The sequence below is a fragment of the Microbispora sp. H10949 genome, assembly GCF_014161435.1.
GTDB lineage: Bacteria > Actinomycetota > Actinomycetes > Streptosporangiales > Streptosporangiaceae > Microbispora > Microbispora triticiradicis.
In genome coordinates this window covers 503,420-522,194 of sequence record NZ_JABBWZ010000001.1, presented here as the reverse complement: position 1 = coordinate 522,194, position 18,775 = coordinate 503,420, and the positions used below count along the sequence as shown (strand labels likewise).

Here is an 18,775-nt window from a genome sequence, read left to right as displayed (position 1 = left end):
CATGTCCGACCACGAGTTCGCCGGTCTGCCCGGCCCCGTACAGCGCCGATGGGTCACCGTCTCCACCGGCGACCACGTGAGCGGCGTCGCCTGGGGGCCGGGACCGCCGGAAGTCGTGCTGCTGCACGCCGCCGGCGGCAGCGCCCGCGACTGGGACGGCCCGCTGGCGGGGCTCGGCCGTCCCGCGCTGGCCCTCGACCTGCCGGGCCACGGCCGTTCCAGCCGCCACACCGCCGTCTACGCGCCCCGCAAGCTGGTGCTGCCCATCGCCGAGGCGATCAGATCGTTCGCCCCGAAGGCCAAGGCGGTGGCCGGGACCGGGCTCGGCGCGCTCGCCGCCGCCGCGCTGGCCGCCCGGCACCCGCACCTCGTCCCCGCCCTCATTCTCATCGGAACCCTGCCCGGGCATCCCGCTCCCTCGGACGACGCCGAGTACCTCTGGCAGGGGCTGGCCCGGCTCGCCGCCGGGGGAGCGCCCGTCACCGTCGTCCGCGACGGACTGAGCGACGCCGCCGTGGCCGAGCTGACCGAACGGGTCCCGTCCGCCCGGCTCGTCGCCTCGGAGGGACACAGCTCCGCGCCAGACGGATCACCACCCACCGCCGCCGGGCTCACGGCCGCCCGGCTCGCCGACCTCCTGCTGACCGGCTCGACCACGAGGAGTACCTCATGACCGACCAGATCCCCGTCATCGACCTCGAACTCGCCCTCAGCGACGACGCCCCGCCCGAGCTGCTCGACGCCGCCCGCGAGGCGGCGGAGCGGATCGGGATCATCCAGGTGATCAACCACGGAGTGCCCGACGAGCTCATCGACGGCTTCCACGACTCCATCGGCCGCGTCCTGGCCCTGCCGCGGGAGGACAAGGCCAAGCTCGCCAGCCCCACCGGCCATCCGTACCGCGGCTGGCGGCAGTGGCCGGACGACTTCGGCCGCCTGGAGCTGGAACGTTTCATCATCGGCCAGTTCGGCAGCGTCGAGGAGGCGAAGGCGGCCGGGCTCGGCGACGAGCACGCGCAGCTCTACGCCCACCCCAACGTCTGGCCGCCGCAGGAGCCGGGCCTGAAGAACCTGGCCGCGCGCTACCACGACGCCTCGGTCGGTGTGGCCGAGAAGGTGCTCACCCTGTACGCGCGCCTGCTCGGCGTCCCCGCCAGCACCTTCCCCACCTCCGGACGCCCCTACTACACCAGCTTCGTCGTCAACGACTACCCGACCTGGACCCATGACGACGGCGACGACACCGATCTGGACAAACTGCTCCTGCTGGAGCACGCCGACGGCTCCGCTCTGACGGTGCTGCACCAGCGTGGCGACTACGCCGGGCTGCAGGGCCGCGGCCCCGACGGTGAGTGGATCCCGGTCCCCATCGTGCCCGGAGCCCTGCAGGTGTTCTCCGGTCACATCCTCACGAAGTGGACGAACGGCCGCTTGTCCGCGGGCACGCACCGGGTGGTCGCGGGCGGCTCGGTCACCAGGCGTTCGACCGGCGTGTTCTGGCATCCCAGCCTGGACACCGTGATCGAGCCGCTGGCCCCGTTCGTCGGCCCGGAAGGCTCCGACTACGAGCCCGTGCTGCTGTGGGACCAGGCCAAACGGCAGGTCGAGGAGTATCTGGAGGTGTTCGGCCGGCCGGACCAGGTCGCGGCGTGGCGGGAGGGCCGCCCGTACGTGGCCGAGCTGGCGGAGACCTGACATGCCCGGAGACTTCCGCTGGGAGCCGAGCGAGCGCTGGGTGCGCGGTCTGCGCGACGGTGTCGTCGTCGTGGACAGCCGCGCCCCAGTGCTCGTGTGGGAGCCGGGCCGGCCGGTGCCCGGGTACGCCTTCCCCGCTCGTGACGTGCGTACCGACCTGCTGCGCGACACCGGGGAGCCGCCGGGCGTCCGCTACGACCTCGCGGTCGGGGACGCGATCGTGCGCGACGCCGCCTGGCGGTATCCGGAGCTTCCCGACCACATCGCGTTCGCGTGGTTCCGGCATCCGGAGGTGGTGCTCGACCACTGGTACGAGGAGGAGGAGGAGATCTTCGTGCACCCGCGCGACCCGTACAAGCGGGTGGACCCGATCCCCAGCGCCCGGCATGTCGTCGTCGAGATCGGCGGGCAGGTGGTGGCGGCCACGCGCAACCCGGTGCTGCTGTTCGAGACAGGCCTGCCGACCCGGTACTACATCCCGCCGGGTGACGTGCGGTTCGACCTGCTGGAGCAGACCGAGACGCACACCCGCTGCCCGTACAAGGGGGTGGCCTCCTACTGGTCGTTCAAGGGCGGCGGCGCTCCGCCCGATGTCGCCTGGGCCTACCCCGACCCCATCCCCGCCGCCGCGCCGATCGAGGGGCACGTGGCTTTCTACAACGAGGCGGTGGACATCATCGTCGACGGCGTCGCGCAGGAACGTCCGGTCACCGTCTTCAGTTCAGGACTGACGAGCCGCCCAGCGGATCTCCCATGAGGAAGTCATAACTGATCGTCGTGAAGGGGTACCTGTGAGGCTTCTGCGCTGCGGACGCGGGCCCATCGCCGGCGCCCGGCGGGCGAGTGGCGCCGTCCTGCGGGCGGTCGTCTCGAGACGGCGGCGATGTCGGGCGTGAAGTTCCTGGCGAGTACCCTCCTGTCGACCGATCCGGCGGTGTCGCTGCCGGGGGAGACCGAGCATGATCGGCTTCGCGCCAACGTGGATCTCGCGGTGTGGGCCGAGGGCATCGGCTATGACGGCTTCGGTGTGGGGGAGCGGCACAACCCCGCGTTCCTCTCCTCCTCGCCCGTCGTGCTGCTGTCGCAGATCGCGGCGAGACGATCCCACTGCTCCTCCTGCTGTACGCCGAAGAGCTTGAGTGACTGCTCGTCGTTACCCTTGCCGAGGACCAGCTCCAGGCGCCCGTCACTGAGATGGTCCAGCGTCCGTCGCCCGGCTACAGCGAGAGATCAAACCACAATGGAGATGATGGTGAGACGCTCGAGGCGATCGAGGTCATTCATGGGCTGAGTATCAAGTTCTTAGGCCGGGGCTCAGCACATCGTCCAAGCGGAAGAATCGGTTCCGATCAAAACTCGGACACCTGTCACACGTGGAGAACGGTGACCTGGCGGCCGGACGGTGTGGTCGCCTGGTCGAAACCGCCTCGTTCCTTCCAGGGTGGGGCTTGGGGGCGGCGGTCGAAGATGACCAGGACGCCGGTGGGCAGGGTGAGGCGGTCGAGGTATTGGTCGAGCTGAGCGAGGCCTTCGGGTTGGGGGTCGTCGGTGCCGGGCCGCCAGACCTTGAGTTCCATGGCTTCGCGTTGGATGAGTCGTTGGCCGTCGGGACCGTGGTAGGGCCAGCGAGCGAGCACATCGAGGCGTTTGGTGCCGGCGGCGTACTCGCGGTCGAGGTGGCCGCCGCCGTTGACGAGGCGGTGCAGGAAGGCCATGAGGATGATCTGGCAGGCGGCTTCGTGGTAGCCCTCCTGCTGGATGAGGACTTCGCCGTGCTCGCGCCAGAAGATCACGAACTCTTCCAGCAGGCGGGGCAGGTCGAAACGGCCGTCGGGGAGCACGAAGCTGTGCGGGTCGGCGCGTATGAATCGTTCGGTGCGGTCGCCCAGGACCCGGAGCAGGACCTCCCGGTAGATGGGGTTGGCGATTTCCAGGTCTCTGGTGCCCCGGATGAGGCCGAGGTCGTGGACGTAGGAGGCGGCGTGGTCGAAGGCGATGTCCGTGCCCGGGGACGTGCCGGCCACGATGGGTTCGATCACTCTTTTGACGCGGGGGTCGTGCAGCCGGGCCGCCAGGGAGTCCAGGTGGGTGGCGCGGGCCCGGATCAGCCGCTCTTTTGCGTCCTCCACCTGTTCAACAGTGATTGTCCCGGTCACTCCCATCTCGGTGATGATCTCATCGGCGAGGGCGTTGACCAGCCAGGGTTGTCCCTGGGTCAGCTCGAAGACGCGGTCGAGGGCGTCCTTGGTGAACTCCTGGCCGGTCGCCTGCGTGTGCTGGTCGTAGAGTTCGGCGATCTGATCGGTGGTGAAGTCGCCCAGGCGTAGCGATTTGCGGATGATGTTGAACGGGCTGGCCGCGTTGTAGTGGTCGGGTTCGCCGCCGGAGGCGGTCTTGTAGTCGCGCAGGTCGCGCAACCCGCACAGCACCACCGACGCGGGGAACGGATAGCCTTTCGATCGCTTGTTGTGGCCGTCGCGCAGCTGGCTCAGGATGCTGACCAGGCTGTCGCCCTGCAGGGCGTCGATCTCGTCAAGGAACAGCACGACCCGGCGCGGGCAGCGCTGACACCACTCCCGCAGTGCCGCACCGAACCGGCTACCCGGTGTCACCTGCGGCCAGGACCCCGGCGGCAGCAGCTTCTTCGACCAGCCCGACAAATCGGTGGCCTCGCGGAGGGAATCCAGCAGAAGCGACTCTGCCCAGTCGACATCGTCGCCGGCCGCCTTGGCACGCTCACAGGAGAATGACAGGGCGGCGGTGTCGCCCTCGGCGGTCAGTTCGGAGGCCAGGGCGTCCAGGATGGTGGTTTTCCCGGTTTGCCGGGGTGCGTGCAGCACGAAGTAGCGGTCCATCTCGATCAGTGCCCGCGCTTCGGGAAGCCGTGGTGTGGGGGGCAGCATGTAGTGGCGCTGCGGGTCGCAGGGACCGGTGGTGTTGAAGAACTTCGCTGGGGGTGCTGGCATGGTCACATTCTGCCACCATCTTGAGCTGGGGATTCGAAGTTGGCGATCTCCGGTGCTCCGCTTCCCCGGATGAGACCCAGATTGCGAACGTAGGAGCGTCCAGGTGAATGGGGCGCTTCCGGATCAGTCGTTCCTTGGCCTCGTCGACCTGTGCGGTGGTGATGGCGCCGCTCACCCCCATCTCCAAAGTGATCTCGTGGGTGAGGGCGTTGACCAGCCAGGGTTGTCCCTGGGTCAGCTCGAAGGCCCGGTTCACGGCGTCCTTGGTGAACTCCTGGCCGGTCTCTTGCGTGTATTGGTCGTAGAGTTCGGCGATCTAGTCGGTGGTGAAGTCGCCCAGACGCAGTGAGTCAGCGAGGATGTTGAATGAGCTGGCGGGGAACAGCACGACCCGGCGCGGGCAGTGGCGGCACCACACGCTGAGCGCCCCCGAACCGGGTGCCTGCCTGCCCCTCAGGCCCGGAGTCCGGTGGCAGCAGTTCGTCGATCCAGCCCGACAGGTCGGCGGCCTCGCGGAGGGAGTCCAGCAGAGTCGCTGAGCTGGGTGTAAATCCGCTCCATCGGGTGAAGCTGCGCCCGCACCAAGCCGGGCGGGGAGGTCGATCGGCGCTCGGTCGTCAACCCTCGCCAGGCGCGGCAACTGCTGACCGCCGTTATCTGCGTCGGCCGACCACGTGGTCCGATGATGATGGCGATGTTCGACGCGATGTACTTCGGCGGCCTGCGCCCGGGTGAGGCCGCCGGCCTCCGTGAGAAGGACTGCCGTCTCCCCGAGAAGGGCTGGAGCCTGGCGCGGCTATGCGTTCCCTCCGGAGGCGGTCGCCTCGCCCCTGGCGGCCCGACTGTACGACCCGCGCCACGCGGCTGTGTCACTTTGGCTCAACGCGGGGGTCCACGCACCGGAAGCCGCGGAGCGGGCCGGGCACGGCGTCGACGTGATGCTCAGGGTCTACGCCAAGTGCATCGAGGGGCAACGCGAGATGGCCAACCGCCGCACATCTTGCATGGTCGACGAGACGCACGAAGACATCCTTGGGGTCTGGCGCGACGGCGATGGGAGCGTTTCCTTCGCTGCGGGCTGGTCCCGTGTTGCTCCACTCTCATCAGCACCGCGTCAACGCCCATGATCACACCTTGGTCAGGACCCCGGGAGAGATCTCGGGGTCCTTCGGCGTATGGGCGCGGAATCGTTCCGCGAGGCGCCGGAATCGCCGGGCTAACCTGGGGAAACGAGGCCGCGAGCATTCCGCCTATGTTCCGCGACCAGTGGCATGCGGCTGCTTCCGGCGGCTGTCGACTGCATGTCCGGACAGGCGTGATCAACGAAGAACGCGCAGGTCGGACTGCTGATCGCTGGCCGTACTTGGTAGGGCGGGTGGGACTTGAACCCACGACCCACGGATTATGAGTCCGATGCTCTGACCGGCTGAGCTACCGCCCCGCAATGGTGGAGTCTCTCACAACTTAGGGCAGGAGGGGATGCGGGCTCGGAGGGGAGCGGCGCCCTTCGGCCCACGGCGTAATCACCGCCTCCGCTGATCGTCCGCTGGTGCCGCTGGGTGGTCTGGGAGTTATGGGGCCATTGTCCGGGTATGTGATGCGAGAGGTGGTCAGGCTCCACACACGACGGCTCTGCGAAACGTGGCTCCGCAACGGATCGGGGGTGTCCCGGTGGGGAGACGGCTGGCGGGCGTCTGCGTGCTTCTCCTGGCGTCGGTCTCGGCGTGCGGACAGCGAGGGGAGGAGCGGGAAGCGGGGCTCGGCGCCATCGGGACCATCCGCGAGGGCTTCACCGTCGGCCTGTTGCTTCCGCACGAGGGCCCGGAGCGCGCCCTGTTCACCCGCGCCTTAACGGCTCGCTGCCCGCGCTGCCGGGTCGAGTACGCGAACGCGGCCGGTGACCGGGCCCGGCAGGGACGGCAGATCGGGCGGATGCTGGCGGACGGCGTCCGGGTGCTGGTCCTCGGCGCGGTGGACCCCGGCTCCGCCGCCCCCTGGGTGGCGCGGGCGAAGCTGGCCGGGGCGAAGGTCGTCGCGTACGACCGGCTCGCCGACGGGCCGGTGGACGCGTACGTCTCGACCGACCCGGCGCGGTCCGGCCGGATGCAGGCCCTGGCCCTGCTCGGCGCGATGAAGCGCCCCGGGCCCGTCCTCCTCCTCAACGGACCGCCGGGCGATCCGTACGCGGCGGCAGTGAAGCGCAGCCTGCACGCGGTGCTGGACGGCCGCGTGATGATCGCCTGGGAACGGGACCTGGCCCGGCCCGGTGACGCGGCGCGCGAGGTGGCGGCGGCCCTCGCGGCGCTCGGCGGGCCCGCGAAGGTGGCCGGCGTCTGCTGCCCGGGCGACGCGGCGGAGGCGGTCGCGGCCGCGCTGGCGCGAGCGGGCGCGGCCGGGGTCCCGCTGGTCGGGCAGGGCGGGCGGACGGGCGTCCCGCGGCGGGCGCCGACGCAAGCCTCGACCGCGACCGTGCGCGCCGACGTCGCCGCCGAGGCCGCCGCCGCGGCGAGACTCGCCGTCGAGGTCGCGGGCGGCAGAACCGTGTACGGCACGGCCACCGTGTCCAACGGCACCACGGCCTCGATCCCCGCCGTGCTCGTGCCTCCCGTCGTCGTCACGAAGGACTCCGCGGCCGGACCCCGGAACGCCGGTCCCGAAGCCGTCGGTCCCGCCGTTCCCGAAGGCGCCGCCGGAGCGGTGGTCCGTCCGCGCTGACCGCGTCATCGGATACGCGTCATCGGATACGACGAGGGCCGCGGTCGGGACGACCGCGGCCCTCGTGTCCTGTGAGAGGGAATCCTCCTCACTCCTCGTCGCCGGAGGAGGCGTCGGACGGCGCGGGGGCGTCGGACGGGCGCAGGCGCTCCCACAGCAGGAAGGCGCCGCCGACCACGAGCATGGCGATGCCCGTCCACAGGTTGATGCGGATGCCCTCCGCCTTCTGGATCTCCTGGGCGCCGTCGAACAGGCCGGTGACCGTGAGGATCAGTCCGTACAGCAGGAACAGACCACCGATCACGCGGCGGATGTCGAAGAGCCGTTGCGGGGCGGCCATGGGAACCTCCTACAGGAAGGGCAGGTAGAACGCCGCGGCGAGGACGACCGCCCCGGCGCCGAGGATCACGGGGGAGCGGTACCAGGCGGCGTCTCCCGCCAGCGCGTCGTCCGAGACGGACGCGTCGCTCAGGCCGTAGACGAGCCCGCGCAGCTCGCTCTGCGGCTTGGGGGTGGTGACGAGCGTGACCACGACCGAGACGACCGCGTCGACCACGAAGGCGATGCCCGCGCCCCAGAAGCTCGCGTTGAGTTCGGTGCCGAAGTCGAGCACGCCCACCTTGTAGAGGATGTACGACGCGAAGGCGCAGACGGTGCCGCTCAGCAGGCCCCAGAAACCCGCCCACGCGGTCATCCGCCGCCAGAACAGGCCGATGATGAACGTCGCGAACAGCGGGGCGTTGAAGAACGAGAACAGCGACTGCAGGTAGTTCATGATGTTGCTGAAGCCCGCCGCGATGAACGCCGCGCCGATCCCCGCGACGATGCCGCCGGTGGTGGCGATCCGGCCGAGCCGTACGTACCACTCGTCGGAGTGGCCGCCGTTGACGTGCGACTTCCAGATGTCGTACGTGAAGACCGTGTTGAAGCCGCTGATGTTGGCGGCCACGCCGGCCATGAACGACGCGAGCAGGCCGGTCACGGCGATGCCGAGCACGCCGTTCGGCAGGAACTCGTTCATCAGCAGCGGGATCGCCTCGTTGTACGTCGGCCCGCCGTCCTTGCCCAGGTTGCCGAACAGCACCACCGCGACGAGGCCCGGGATCACGGTCACGATCGGGATCACGAGCTTCGGGTACGCCGCGACGATGGGGGTGAGCCGGGCCGCGTTGGTGTTGCGGGCCGACAGCGCGCGCTGGACCTCGGCGAAGTTGGTGGTCCAGTAGCCGAAGGACAGCACGAACCCGAGGCCGAGGACCAGGCCGATCCAGTTGGCGCTCATCGGGTTGTCGGTGCCGCCGGTCTGCGCCCAGGTGTGCAGGCCGCCCTCGCCGAGGACGCCCTGCTTGACCTTCTCGCCGAGGCCGGAGAAGCCGCCGACCCGGGTCAGGCCGATCACCACGATCGGCACGAGCGCCGCGACGATCACGAAGAACTGCATGACCTCGTTGTAGATCGCCGAGGACAGGCCGCCGAGCGTGATGTACGCGAGCACGATCGCCGCCGACACGATGATGGACAGCCACAGCGGCCAGCCGAGCAGGGCGTCCATGACGAGCCCGAGCGCGTACAGGTTGATCCCGGCGATGAGGATCTGCGCGAGGGCGAACGTCGAGGCGTTCAGCAGCTGGGTCGCGCCGTTGAAGCGGCGGCGCATGAACTCGGGGACGCTGTGCACCTTCGACCGGTAGTAGAACGGCATCATCACGACGCCGAGGAACACCATCGCGGGGACCGCGCCGATCCAGTAGTAGTGCACGGTCATCAGGCCGTACTGCGCGCCGTTGGCGGCCATGCCGAGGATCTCGGTGGCGCCGAGGTTGGCGGACATGAAGGCGAGGCCGGTGATCCAGGCGGGAAGCGCGCGGCCCGAGAGGAAGAAGTCCAGGCTCGTCCGTACGGCCCGCCTCGCGGCGAAGCCGATTCCCAGTACCACGAGGAAGTACAGGGCGAGGATCACGTAGTCCAGGAGGTTGACGTCGAGCCGCAGATCCTGTGCGGCCAGCAATTGGGCATCAGGCACGCAACGCCAGCTACCCTCACGCCTCCCCGTCTCACAAAGTGGGCTCGTGTATACCCAATCGTGACAAAACCGCAGGTGAGGGCCCGGTAAAGCCGGTTTCGGGCGTCCGCCGCGGCGTCCCGCGTGGCCGGGCGGACGAGCGGGTAGGCGAGCAGGTGAGAGGACACGGACGAAGGGAGACAGGTCATGGCCGACGCCCCGAACCCGATCCAGTTGCAGAAGCACCTGAAGGGCGTGGACTACCCGGCCGGGAAGTCGGACCTGATCAATACGGCCCGCGACCAGGGCGCCGACGACACCGTCCTGAACGCGCTGGAGCGCATCCCGGACCGGGAGTACGACGGCCCCAACGCGGTGAGCAAGGCGGTCAGCGAGGCCGGATGACCCGAGGCCGGGCGGGGGCGGCGCGCGGACGCGGTTCCGCCGCCGCCCTCAGCCGGGTCAGGCCCAGATGCCGGCGAGCGGGGCGGCGACGGCCGCCGCCTGGTCGAGCCCCGCCCGGAAGGCGGGCCCCCACAGCCGCGGGTCGAGCACGTCGGCGCCGAACACCTCCCGCGACGCCCCGTCGGGATGCACCGTGTACGCGGCGTCCGCGCCGGCCTTCAGCAACTCGGCGTCGAGCACCGCCCTGGGGGTCAGGTGACCGAGGGGCTCCAGCACGACGATCGTCCGCGCTCCGCCGGCCAGGTCGGCGTTGGTCGCGGAGCGGACCCCGCCGTCCACGTAGTGCCTGCCGCCGATCTCCACCGGCGGGAAGACCATCGGCACCGCGCAGCTCGACGCGACCGCGAGCACCAGCGGCGCGCCGGCCGACCGGTCCCACACGACGAACTCGCCCGTCGCGGCGTCCACGGCGGTGACGCGCAGGTCGCGGTCCGGCCACTCCTTGACCGGGAGCCGCTCGCCCACGGCCGCGAGCCGCTCCGCCTGGTGGTCGACCCGGGCCGCCAGGGCCATCTGCCCGACCCGGCGCCGGGCCTCGCGGCGGTCCAGCGCGGGGTCGGACATGACGGCGAACGCCTGCATGATGGCGTCCATGTCGACGGCGGGCGGCGGTCCGGTGTCCACCTCGGCCTGGTGGGCGATCGCCTCCTCCAGGTCGGCTTCGGTGGCCACCAGCGTGCCGACGACCGACCCCGCCGAGGTGCCGACGATGCGGTCCGCCGTCCCCAGGTCCACGCCGAGGCGGCGCAGGCCGGTCACGATCCCCGCCTCCCAGGCGATCCCGGCGACACCTCCGCCGCCCAGTACGAGAGCTGTAGTCATGACCGGAATTATGTTCTACCTCCGGGAGGGAACAGGAAGCGGCCCCCCTGGTGAAACCGGTTTAGATTTTGTCTGGACGCCAAACTATTGACGGCGCTTCGGCCGATGTGTGACTCTCTCGTTCAGATTTCCATGCACGGAGGAGAAGGACGGTCAGGGTCCCCGACTGATCGTGCATGGCCGGTTGTCCATGCCCCCCGGAGGGAAAACCGTCCATGCGAAGACTCGCATCCCTGCTCGTGATCGCCGCCATGGCGCTGGTCACGGCCGTGATCAGGATGGCGCCGGTGTCGGCCGTCGCCGCCGATCCGTACACGTTCAAGAACGTGCAGATCGCCGGGGGCGGCTTCGTTCCCGGCATCGTGTTCAGCCCGGTCCAGAAGGACCTCATCTACGCCCGCACCGACATCGGCGGCGCGTACCGGTGGGAGCAGTCCAGCCAGACCTGGACGCCGCTGCTCGACTGGGTCGGCCAGTCGAACTGGGGCTACAACGGGGTCGTCAGCATCACCCCCGACCCGGTGGACGCCAACAAGGTGTACGCCGCCGTCGGCATGTACACCAACAGCTGGGACCCCAACAACGGCGCGATCATCCGCTCGTCGAACAAGGGCGCCTCCTGGCAGGTCAGCCCGCTGCCGTTCAAGCTGGGCGGCAACATGCCCGGACGCGGCATGGGCGAGCGCCTCGCGGTGGACCCGAACAAGAACAGCGTCCTGTACTTCGGCGCGCCCAGCGGCAACGGCCTCTGGCGCAGCACCGACTCCGGTGCCACCTGGGCCAAGGTGACCAACTTCCCCAACGTCGGCAACTACGTCGCCAGCCCCGGAGACGCGTACAACGGTGACAACCAGGGCGTCGTCTGGGTGACCTTCGACAAGCGGACCGGCACCTCGGGCAACGCCACCCAGACCATCTACGTCGGCGTGGCCGACAAGAGCAACACGGTCTACCGGACCACCAACGGCGGCACCTCGTGGGAGCGGGTCGCCGGGCAGCCGACCGGCTACATCGCCCACAAGGGCGTGCTCGACACCGCCAACGGCTACCTCTACATCGCCACCAGCGACACCGGCGGCCCGTACGACGGGGGCAAGGGCGACGTGTGGCGCTACGCCACCGCCACCGGCGCCTGGACCCAGATCAGCCCGATCCCGTCCAGCAGCGGCGACGACTACTTCGGCTACAGCGGCCTGACCATCGACCGGCAGAACCCGAAGACCATCATGGTGGCCACGCAGGTCTCCTGGTGGCCCGACGCGATCTTCTGGCGGAGCACCGACAGCGGCGCGACCTGGACCCGCATCTGGGACTGGACGTCGTACCCCAACCGCAGCTTCCGCTACAAGATGGACATCTCGTCCGCGCCGTGGCTGACCTTCGGGACCAACCCGCAGCCTCCGGAGGTCACGCCAAAGCTCGGCTGGATGAACGAGTCGGTCGAGATCGACCCGTTCAACTCCGACCGGATGATGTACGGCACCGGCGCGACGATCTACGGCACGACCGACCTCACCAAGTGGGACTCCGGCGGCCAGTTCACGCTCAAGCCGATGGTGAAGGGCCTGGAGGAGACCGCCGTACTCGACCTGATCAGCCCGCCGACCGGCGCCCCGCTGATCAGCGCGCTCGGCGACATCGGCGGCTTCCGGCACACCAACCTCGACGCCGTGCCGTCCATGATGTTCACCCAGCCCGTCTTCACCTCGACCACCTCGCTCGACTACGCGGAGACCAACCCGAGCGTGATGGTGCGGGCCGGCAACTTCACCGACTCCGACCGGCCGAACGACAGCCACGTCGCCTTCTCCACCGACGGCGGGGCCAACTGGTTCCAGGGCACCGAGCCGGGCGGCGTCAACAACGGCGGCACGGTCGCCGCGGCGGCGGACGGCAGCCGCTTCGTGTGGTCGCCGGCCGACCCCGGCATCCAGGTCGTCTACTCCGTCGGTTACGGCAACAGCTGGAGCGCCTCCACCGGCGTCCCGGCCAACGCGATCGTCGAGTCCGACCGGGTGAACGCGCAGAAGTTCTACGCCTACTCCGGCGGCAAGTTCTACGTGAGCACCAACGGCGGCGCGAGCTTCAGCGCCACCGCGGCCACCGGCCTGCCGACGACCGACGTCCACTTCAAGGCGCTGCCCGGCAAGGAGGGCGACATCTGGCTGGCCGGGGACGGCGGCCTGTGGCACTCCACCAACTCGGGCGCCTCGTTCACCAAGCTCTCGAACGTCAGCGACTCGATCAACGTCGGTTTCGGCAAGGCGGCGCCCGGCAAGTCGTACCAGGCGCTCTACCTGGCCGGCGCCGTCGACGGGGTCGACGGCCTGTTCCGGTCCGACGACACCGGCGCGAGCTGGGTGCGCATCAACGACGACCAGCACCAGTACGGCAACATGGGCGAGGCCCTGACCGGCGATCCCCGGATCTACGGCCGGGTCTACCTCGGCACCAACGGCCGGGGCGTCATCTACGGCGACCGGAACGGCACCCCGCAGTCCCCGTCGGCGTCTCCCTCGGCCTCCCCGTCCGCGTCGCCGTCTCCGTCTCCCTCGCCGTCTCCGTCGCCCTCGCCCAGCCCGTCCCCGAGCCCGTCTCCGAGTGCGTCCCCGTCCGCCTCGCCCAGCCAGTCGCCCTCGGCGACCCCGTCGGGCGGCAAGTCGTGCTCGGCGACGTACAAGGTGGCCAACCAGTGGCCGGGTGGCTTCCAGGGCGAGGTCACGGTGAAGAACACCGGCACCGTGGCGACCAGCGGCTGGACCGTGAAGTGGGCCTTCGCGAACGGGCAGACGATCAGCCAGCTCTGGAACGGCACGGTGAGCCAGTCCGGGGCGAACGTCACGGTCACCAACGTGAACTACAACGGCTCGCTCAGCCCCGGGGCGTCCGCGGTGTTCGGCTTCCAGGCGAGCTGGAACAACACCAACGCGGTCCCGGCCACGCTGACCTGCACCGCCTCCTGAGATAACGCGACGACGGCCGTACGGGCGACACCCGCCCGTACGGCCGTCCTTTCGCGTGGCGGCTCCGGCCAAGGGCCTCGGGGCCGGAAAGGGGTGGGGCGCGCCATGGCAGAGCTGATCTACTGGCGTGGTGCGGGGACTGTCGGGGGAGTGGGGCGGGACGGGGTGGGACAGCCAGGCGCGGCTGGTCGGAGAGCGGTGGGTGGAGCGCCGCCCCAGGAGGCCGGAGGTGGCCGGGCGACTGCTCATGGAGACCCGCCTGATGCCGTGGCTCGCGCCGCGGTTACCGTTGCCCGTTCCGTTACCCCACGTCCTGCGGCGGGAGCCCCTGGTCGTGCGGCATGAGGTGATCGTCGGTGAGCCGCTCGGGACCTTCGACGCCGTCGGCGGCCGCGCCCTGGGCGCGTTCCTGCGCGCACTGCACGCGACCGATCCCGTGGAGGCCGTGCGGCGTGGTGCCCCGCCCGCGAGAGAAGCACTGCGGGAGCGGGCGGTCATGGTCGAGGACTTCGGCACGCGTGTCGTACCGCTCCTGCCGGGGGACCGGCGAGGCGCCGCCCGGTTGGTACTGGACGCCGTGGCCACGCTGCCCGCCACCGCTCTGGTCCACGGCGATCTCGGGCCCGGACATGTGCTCGCGCGGGACGGCGTGGTGAGCGGTGTCATCGACTTCAGCGACGCGCACGTCGGCGACGCGGCGCTCGACCTGGCGTGGGCGCTCAACGGTGCCCCTCCGGTCTTCTCCAGGGCCGTGGCGGCGGAGTACGACGTCGCCGCCGAGGTCGTCGAACGAGCACTGCTGTGGCACCGGCTCGGGCCATGGCACGAGGTCACGCACGGTCTCGGCATCGGCGACCCGGACACCGTCCGTAGTGGGCTGGACGGCCTCCTCGCCCGCCTCCCGGTCTGAACAGACCCAGGACACCGGCGAAGACGCGTGTCACGCTCTGTGCTCGACACGTTACTATGGGGCCCGTGACCCCCGCACAGACCACGACCTACACTCGCGACATGAGCGAGAACGCGTTCGAGGTGCCGTTGAACGAGGCCGACGGCCATCTGCCCGACGTGATCAACGCTGCCGCACAGCGGCACGCCATCGCCTACCTGACGGACCAGGGTCGCCGTGTTGCCGCCATCGTGCCCTCGGACGAAGTTTGGTACTGGACGTCCGGATGGCAGTCGGCGGAGGCCGAAGCCGACGAAGAGATCCGTGAGGGCCGGACCCGCTCCTTCGCCACGATGGACGACCTTTTCGCTGAGATAGACGCGGTCCGCGCAGAAGATCTCCTGTGAGATTCGAGCGTACGGCTGTGTTTCTCCGGGACGTGGCCCGGCTTCCCCCGAGCAGTACGCGCTTTTCAGAGAAGCCGTCTTCAAGCATTTCCTTCCGGCCATCGAGCAGTGGGCACACACAGGCCGCGTCCCCTGGCCTTCTCGGCTACATGTTCACAAGCTCACGGACACGCGTGTCTATTCGATGACATGGAACTTCGCCTCTCCAGACGGCAGAGCGACCTTCGAGTTCGGCACCGCTGACGACGGCGAACCCCTCCTGGTCTGGCGCCGTGTTGGCGATCATTCGATCTACGACCGGCCCTGAAAGTGGAGGTCCGGGGCTTGTTCCCGGAGGCCACGACGGGAGGACGCCTCGGGGGAGGTGGAACTCCCGAGGCCGTTGGGAAGAGGGGGTACGGATGTGCCGTTCGGGTGCCGCGCCCGTACGGCCGGTCGCGTAGATTTGCCTGGGCGGGCCGTCGGGCCGCCCGGAGGCAGGGGTGGCCGGACACAGGGGTGACTGCGCGATGGCGATCGGGGTTTACGTCGCGGCCGGCGACGCGAGGAGCAACAAGGGCACGATCGCCCTCGGCATGATCGAGCTCCTGACCCGCCAGGTCGGCACGGTGGGCGTGTTCCGGCCGGTGGTCCGGGCGGGCCGCGAGGACAGCCTGGTCAACACCGCGCGGAGCCGCTTCGCGATCGGCCTGTCCTACGACATGTGCACGGGCGTCACCTACGAGGACGTGCACGCCGACGAGGACCGCGCGGCCGGGGAGATCCTGGCCCGCTACCGGGCGCTGGCCGGGCGGTGCGACGCGGTCGTGGTGATCGGCACGGACTACACGGACGTGGGCGCGCCCACCGAGTTCACGTTCAACGCCCAGCTCGCCGCGAACCTCGGCACGCCGGTGATGAACGTGGTCACCGGTCTCGACCGCACGCCCGACGAGATCGCCACGGCGGTCGAGATGTCGCGCAAGGAGCTCGCCGAGCGGCACGCCACCGAGCTGGCCACGGTCGTCACGAGGGTGGCGCCCGCCCTGGTGGACGAGGTCGCCGCCCGGGTCCCCGCGTACGTGCTGCCGGAGGTGCGGCGGCTGTCCGCCCCGACGGTCAGCGACCTGATGGCCGCATGCGACGGCGAGCTGTACCTGGGCGACGCCGCCCAGCTGGGCCGGGAGACGGGCGGCCTGATGATCGGCGCGATGTCGCTGCCGAACATCCTGGAGCGCCTCACCGAGGGCCTCGCGGTCGTCGTCCCGGCCGACCGGGCCGCCGCGCTGGTGCCGGGCCTGCTGGCCGCGCACAAGTCGCGCACGTTCCCCGCCCTGTCGGCGATCATCCTGAACGGCGGCCTCGAACTGCCCGACGCGGTCGTCCGCCTGCTGAAGGGCATGGACATCCGGCTGCCGATCATCACGACCCCGGGCGGCACGTTCGAGACCGCGACGAAGCTGTCGAAGGCCGAGGGGCGGTTCAGCCCCGACGCCCCCGGCAAGATCGACACGGCGCTCGGGGTGTTCGCCGAGCACGTCGACGCCGCGGCCCTGCTGCGCAGCCTGCGGGTCACCAAGGCCGCCGCGATCACCCCGCTGATGTTCGAGTACGACCTGCTGGACCGGGCCCGCGCCGACCGCAGGCACATCGTGCTGCCGGAGGGCGCCGAGCCGCGCATCCTGCGCGCGGCCGACAGCCTGCTGCGCCGGGGTGTCGCCGAGCTGACCCTGCTGGGCGACGAGCGGGAGATCCGGCTGGCGGCGAACACGATGGGCCTGGCCGTCGACGGCGCCCGGGTGGTGAGCCCGTTCGACCCCGAGCTGCGCGAGCTGTTCGCCGAGGAGTACGCCCGGCTGCGCGCGCACAAGGGCATCACCCTCGGGCAGTCCCGCGACATCGTGACCGACGTGTCCTACTTCGGCACGATGATGGTCCACCTCGGGCTGGCCGACGGCATGGTCTCGGGCGCCGCCCACACCACGGCGCACACGATCCGGCCGTCGTTCGAGATCATCAAGACGTCGCCGGGCGTCGGCGTCGTCTCCAGCGTCTTCTTCATGTGCCTCGCCGACCGGGTGCTCGTGTACGGCGACTGCGCCGTCGTGCCCGATCCGACGGCCGCCCAGCTCGCCGACATCGCGATCTCCTCGGCCGCCACCGCCGCCCGGTTCGGGGTCGATCCGCGCGTGGCCATGCTGTCGTACTCGACCGGCGAGTCCGGGGCCGGGCCCGAGGTGGACAAGGTGCGGGAGGCGACGGAGCGGGTCCGCGCGCTGCGGCAGGACCTGCCGGTGGAGGGGCCGATCCAATACGACGCGGCGGCCGAGCCCAGCGTGGCGCGCACCAAGATGCCGGACAGTCAGGTGGCCGGGCGGGCGACGGTGTTCGTGGTGCCCGATCTCAACACGGGCAACAACCTCTACAAGGCCGTGCAGCGCAGCGCCGGCGCGGTCGCGATCGGCCCGGTGCTGCAGGGTCTGCGCAAGCCGGTCAACGACCTGTCGCGCGGGGCGACGGTCGGCGACATCGTCAACACCGTCGCGATCACGGCCATCCAGGCCCAGGTGCGGGAGGAGGCGCCGTGAGCGCGCGGGCGCGGGAGGAGAAGCGGTGAGCGCGCAGGCGCGGGGAGACGGCGTGGGCGGGCAGGTCCTGGTCCTCAACACGGGGTCGTCGTCCATCAAGTACCGCCTGATCGACATGGCGACCCGCACCGGTGTGGCCGGCGGGCTCGTCGAGCGCATCGGCGAGGACGAGAGCGCGCTCGTCCACGACGGCGTGCGGGTCGAGCGCAGGGTGGCCGACCACGAGGAGGGCCTGAAGGCCGTGCTCGCGGCGTTCGCCGAGCACGGGCCGTCGCTCGACGGGGTGACCGCGCTCGGGCACCGGGTCGTCCACGGCGGCAGCCGGTTCGTCACGCCCGTCCTGATCGACGACGCGGTCGAGCGGGCCATCGAGGAGATCGCGCCGCTGGCACCGCTGCACAACCCGGCCAACCTGGAGGGCATCCGGGTCGCCCGGCGGGCCTTCCCCGGGCTGCCCCACGTCGCCGTGTTCGACACGGCCTTCCACGGGACGATCCCGCCACACGCCCACACCTACGCGGTGCCCCGCGAGTGGACCCGCAAGCTCGGCGTGCGCCGCTACGGCTTCCACGGCACCTCCACCGCGTACGTCTCGCGCCGGGCGGCGGCCCTGCTGGGACGGCCGTACGGCGAGGTGAACTCGATCGTGCTGCACCTCGGCAACGGCGCGAGCGCGACGGCCGTGCGGGGCGGGCGGAGCGTGGACACGTCGATGGGCATCACCCCCCTCGCCGGCCTGGTGATGGGCACCAGATCCGGCGACGTGGACCCGGCGCTGCCCGCCTACCTCGCCCGGGTCGCGGGGATGGGGCTCGGCGACGTCGACACGGCGCTGAACAAGGAGAGCGGCCTGCTCGGCATGTGCGGCGCCAACGACATGCGGGAGGTCTGGCGGCTGGCCGACGCGGGCGACGAGGACGCCCGGCTCGCGCTCGACGTGTACGGCTACCGGGTGCGCGCCTACGTCGGCGCCTACTACGCGGCGCTCGGCCACGTCGACGCGGTCGTGTTCACCGGCGGCGTGGGGGAGAACAGCGCGCGGGTCCGCGCGCTGGCGACGGCCGGTCTCACGCGGCTCGGCATCGAGGTCGATCCCGCCCGCAACGCCGCCGAGTCGGCGGAGGCCAGGGTGATCTCTCCGGAGGGCGCCGAGGTGACGGTGCTGGTGGTGCCGACCAACGAGGAACTGGAGATCGCCGAGCAGACCGCGGCCTGCCTCGAAGAGGGGTGACGTCGGTGACCGTGGCCAAGGGCCCGGCTGGCTATCGTGGGCAATGGGGGTGA

15 protein-coding genes, 1 tRNA gene and 2 pseudogenes are annotated in these 18,775 nt (G+C 70.5%); 11 read left to right on the top strand and 7 right to left on the bottom strand.

What is annotated here, in order from left to right:
- Window position 1 precedes the first annotated feature (1 nt).
- The 4 genes and pseudogenes from HHX40_RS02345 to HHX40_RS36190 all read left to right on the top strand — a co-directional run.
- Window positions 2–673 carry an alpha/beta hydrolase gene (locus tag HHX40_RS02345; protein ID WP_182879223.1) on the top strand — a complete coding sequence of 224 codons (672 nt, stop codon included), beginning with the start codon at window positions 2–4 and terminating at the stop codon, window positions 671–673.
- Window positions 670–1,695, top strand: a complete 1,026-nt coding sequence (locus tag HHX40_RS02340) for an isopenicillin N synthase family oxygenase (protein ID WP_182879222.1) — start codon at window positions 670–672, stop codon at window positions 1,693–1,695. The genes HHX40_RS02345 and HHX40_RS02340 overlap by 4 nt, the downstream gene beginning before the upstream one ends.
- A 1-nt stretch (window position 1,696) precedes the next feature.
- Window positions 1,697–2,452 (top strand): DUF427 domain-containing protein, encoded by a 756-nt coding sequence (locus HHX40_RS02335; RefSeq protein ID WP_182879221.1) that lies wholly within the window; start codon window positions 1,697–1,699, stop codon window positions 2,450–2,452.
- A gap of 126 nt (window positions 2,453–2,578) precedes the next feature.
- Window positions 2,579–2,734, top strand: a pseudogene (locus HHX40_RS36190) (LLM class flavin-dependent oxidoreductase); the annotation flags it as partial.
- Here HHX40_RS36190 and HHX40_RS02330 read toward each other — a convergent pair.
- The 3 genes from HHX40_RS02330 to HHX40_RS02320 all read right to left on the bottom strand — a co-directional run bounded on the left by HHX40_RS02330 (window position 2,707) and on the right by HHX40_RS02320 (window position 6,102).
- A complete protein-coding gene (locus HHX40_RS02330; RefSeq protein ID WP_259403249.1) occupies window positions 2,707–2,868 on the bottom strand; it encodes a hypothetical protein in 162 nt (53 codons plus the stop codon). The pseudogene HHX40_RS36190 and the gene HHX40_RS02330 overlap by 28 nt on opposite strands.
- A gap of 194 nt (window positions 2,869–3,062) precedes the next feature.
- The gene (locus HHX40_RS02325; protein ID WP_396787658.1) at window positions 3,063–4,661 is read right to left on the bottom strand and encodes an AAA family ATPase; all 1,599 of its coding nucleotides are present in this window, start codon (window positions 4,659–4,661) and stop codon (window positions 3,063–3,065) included.
- A gap of 1,364 nt (window positions 4,662–6,025) precedes the next feature.
- Window positions 6,026–6,102 (bottom strand) — tRNA-Ile (locus HHX40_RS02320).
- Window positions 6,103–6,332: 230 nt separating this feature from the next.
- On the opposite strand from HHX40_RS02320, the gene HHX40_RS02315 reads away from it, so the two are divergent.
- A complete protein-coding gene (locus HHX40_RS02315; protein WP_182879220.1) occupies window positions 6,333–7,376 on the top strand; it encodes a substrate-binding domain-containing protein in 1,044 nt (347 codons plus the stop codon).
- An 88-nt stretch (window positions 7,377–7,464) separates the two neighbouring features.
- On the opposite strand, the gene HHX40_RS02310 is transcribed toward HHX40_RS02315, so the two are convergent.
- Complete coding sequence (locus tag HHX40_RS02310) at window positions 7,465–7,716, bottom strand: hypothetical protein (protein WP_111700015.1); 252 nt, start codon at window positions 7,714–7,716, stop codon at window positions 7,465–7,467.
- Between the two features lie 9 nt (window positions 7,717–7,725).
- Entirely contained in the window at window positions 7,726–9,399 is a 1,674-nt protein-coding gene (locus HHX40_RS02305) for a sodium:solute symporter family protein (protein ID WP_310737909.1), read from the bottom strand.
- 186 nt (window positions 9,400–9,585) lie between these two features.
- On the opposite strand from HHX40_RS02305, the gene HHX40_RS02300 reads away from it, so the two are divergent.
- Window positions 9,586–9,783 carry a DUF2795 domain-containing protein gene (locus HHX40_RS02300; RefSeq protein WP_111700017.1) on the top strand — a complete coding sequence of 66 codons (198 nt, stop codon included), beginning with the start codon at window positions 9,586–9,588 and terminating at the stop codon, window positions 9,781–9,783.
- A 57-nt stretch (window positions 9,784–9,840) separates the two neighbouring features.
- Here HHX40_RS02300 and HHX40_RS02295 read toward each other — a convergent pair whose 3' ends face one another.
- Both HHX40_RS02295 and HHX40_RS38090 read right to left on the bottom strand, forming a co-directional pair.
- Entirely contained in the window at window positions 9,841–10,665 is an 825-nt protein-coding gene (locus HHX40_RS02295; RefSeq protein WP_182879219.1) for a patatin-like phospholipase family protein, read from the bottom strand.
- Between the two features lie 2,470 nt (window positions 10,666–13,135).
- The gene (locus HHX40_RS38090) at window positions 13,136–13,387 is read right to left on the bottom strand and encodes a hypothetical protein (RefSeq protein WP_396787657.1); all 252 of its coding nucleotides are present in this window, start codon (window positions 13,385–13,387) and stop codon (window positions 13,136–13,138) included.
- On the opposite strand from HHX40_RS38090, the pseudogene HHX40_RS38085 reads away from it, so the two are divergent.
- From HHX40_RS38085 to HHX40_RS02270, 5 genes and pseudogenes are all read left to right on the top strand, one after another.
- Window positions 13,341–13,628: pseudogene (locus tag HHX40_RS38085) on the top strand (cellulose binding domain-containing protein); the annotation flags it as partial. The gene HHX40_RS38090 and the pseudogene HHX40_RS38085 overlap by 47 nt on opposite strands.
- 130 nt (window positions 13,629–13,758) lie before the next feature.
- Window positions 13,759–14,538 carry a phosphotransferase gene (locus HHX40_RS02285; RefSeq protein WP_220498537.1) on the top strand — a complete coding sequence of 260 codons (780 nt, stop codon included), beginning with the start codon at window positions 13,759–13,761 and terminating at the stop codon, window positions 14,536–14,538.
- 101 nt (window positions 14,539–14,639) lie between these two features.
- A complete protein-coding gene (locus tag HHX40_RS02280) occupies window positions 14,640–14,924 on the top strand; it encodes a hypothetical protein (RefSeq protein WP_182879217.1) in 285 nt (94 codons plus the stop codon).
- 509 nt (window positions 14,925–15,433) lie between these two features.
- Window positions 15,434–17,491 carry a phosphate acetyltransferase gene (pta, locus tag HHX40_RS02275; RefSeq protein ID WP_182879216.1) on the top strand — a complete coding sequence of 686 codons (2,058 nt, stop codon included), beginning with the start codon at window positions 15,434–15,436 and terminating at the stop codon, window positions 17,489–17,491.
- A gap of 25 nt (window positions 17,492–17,516) precedes the next feature.
- Entirely contained in the window at window positions 17,517–18,722 is a 1,206-nt protein-coding gene (locus tag HHX40_RS02270; protein WP_310737908.1) for an acetate kinase, read from the top strand.
- The last annotated feature ends 53 nt before the right edge of the window (window positions 18,723–18,775 follow it).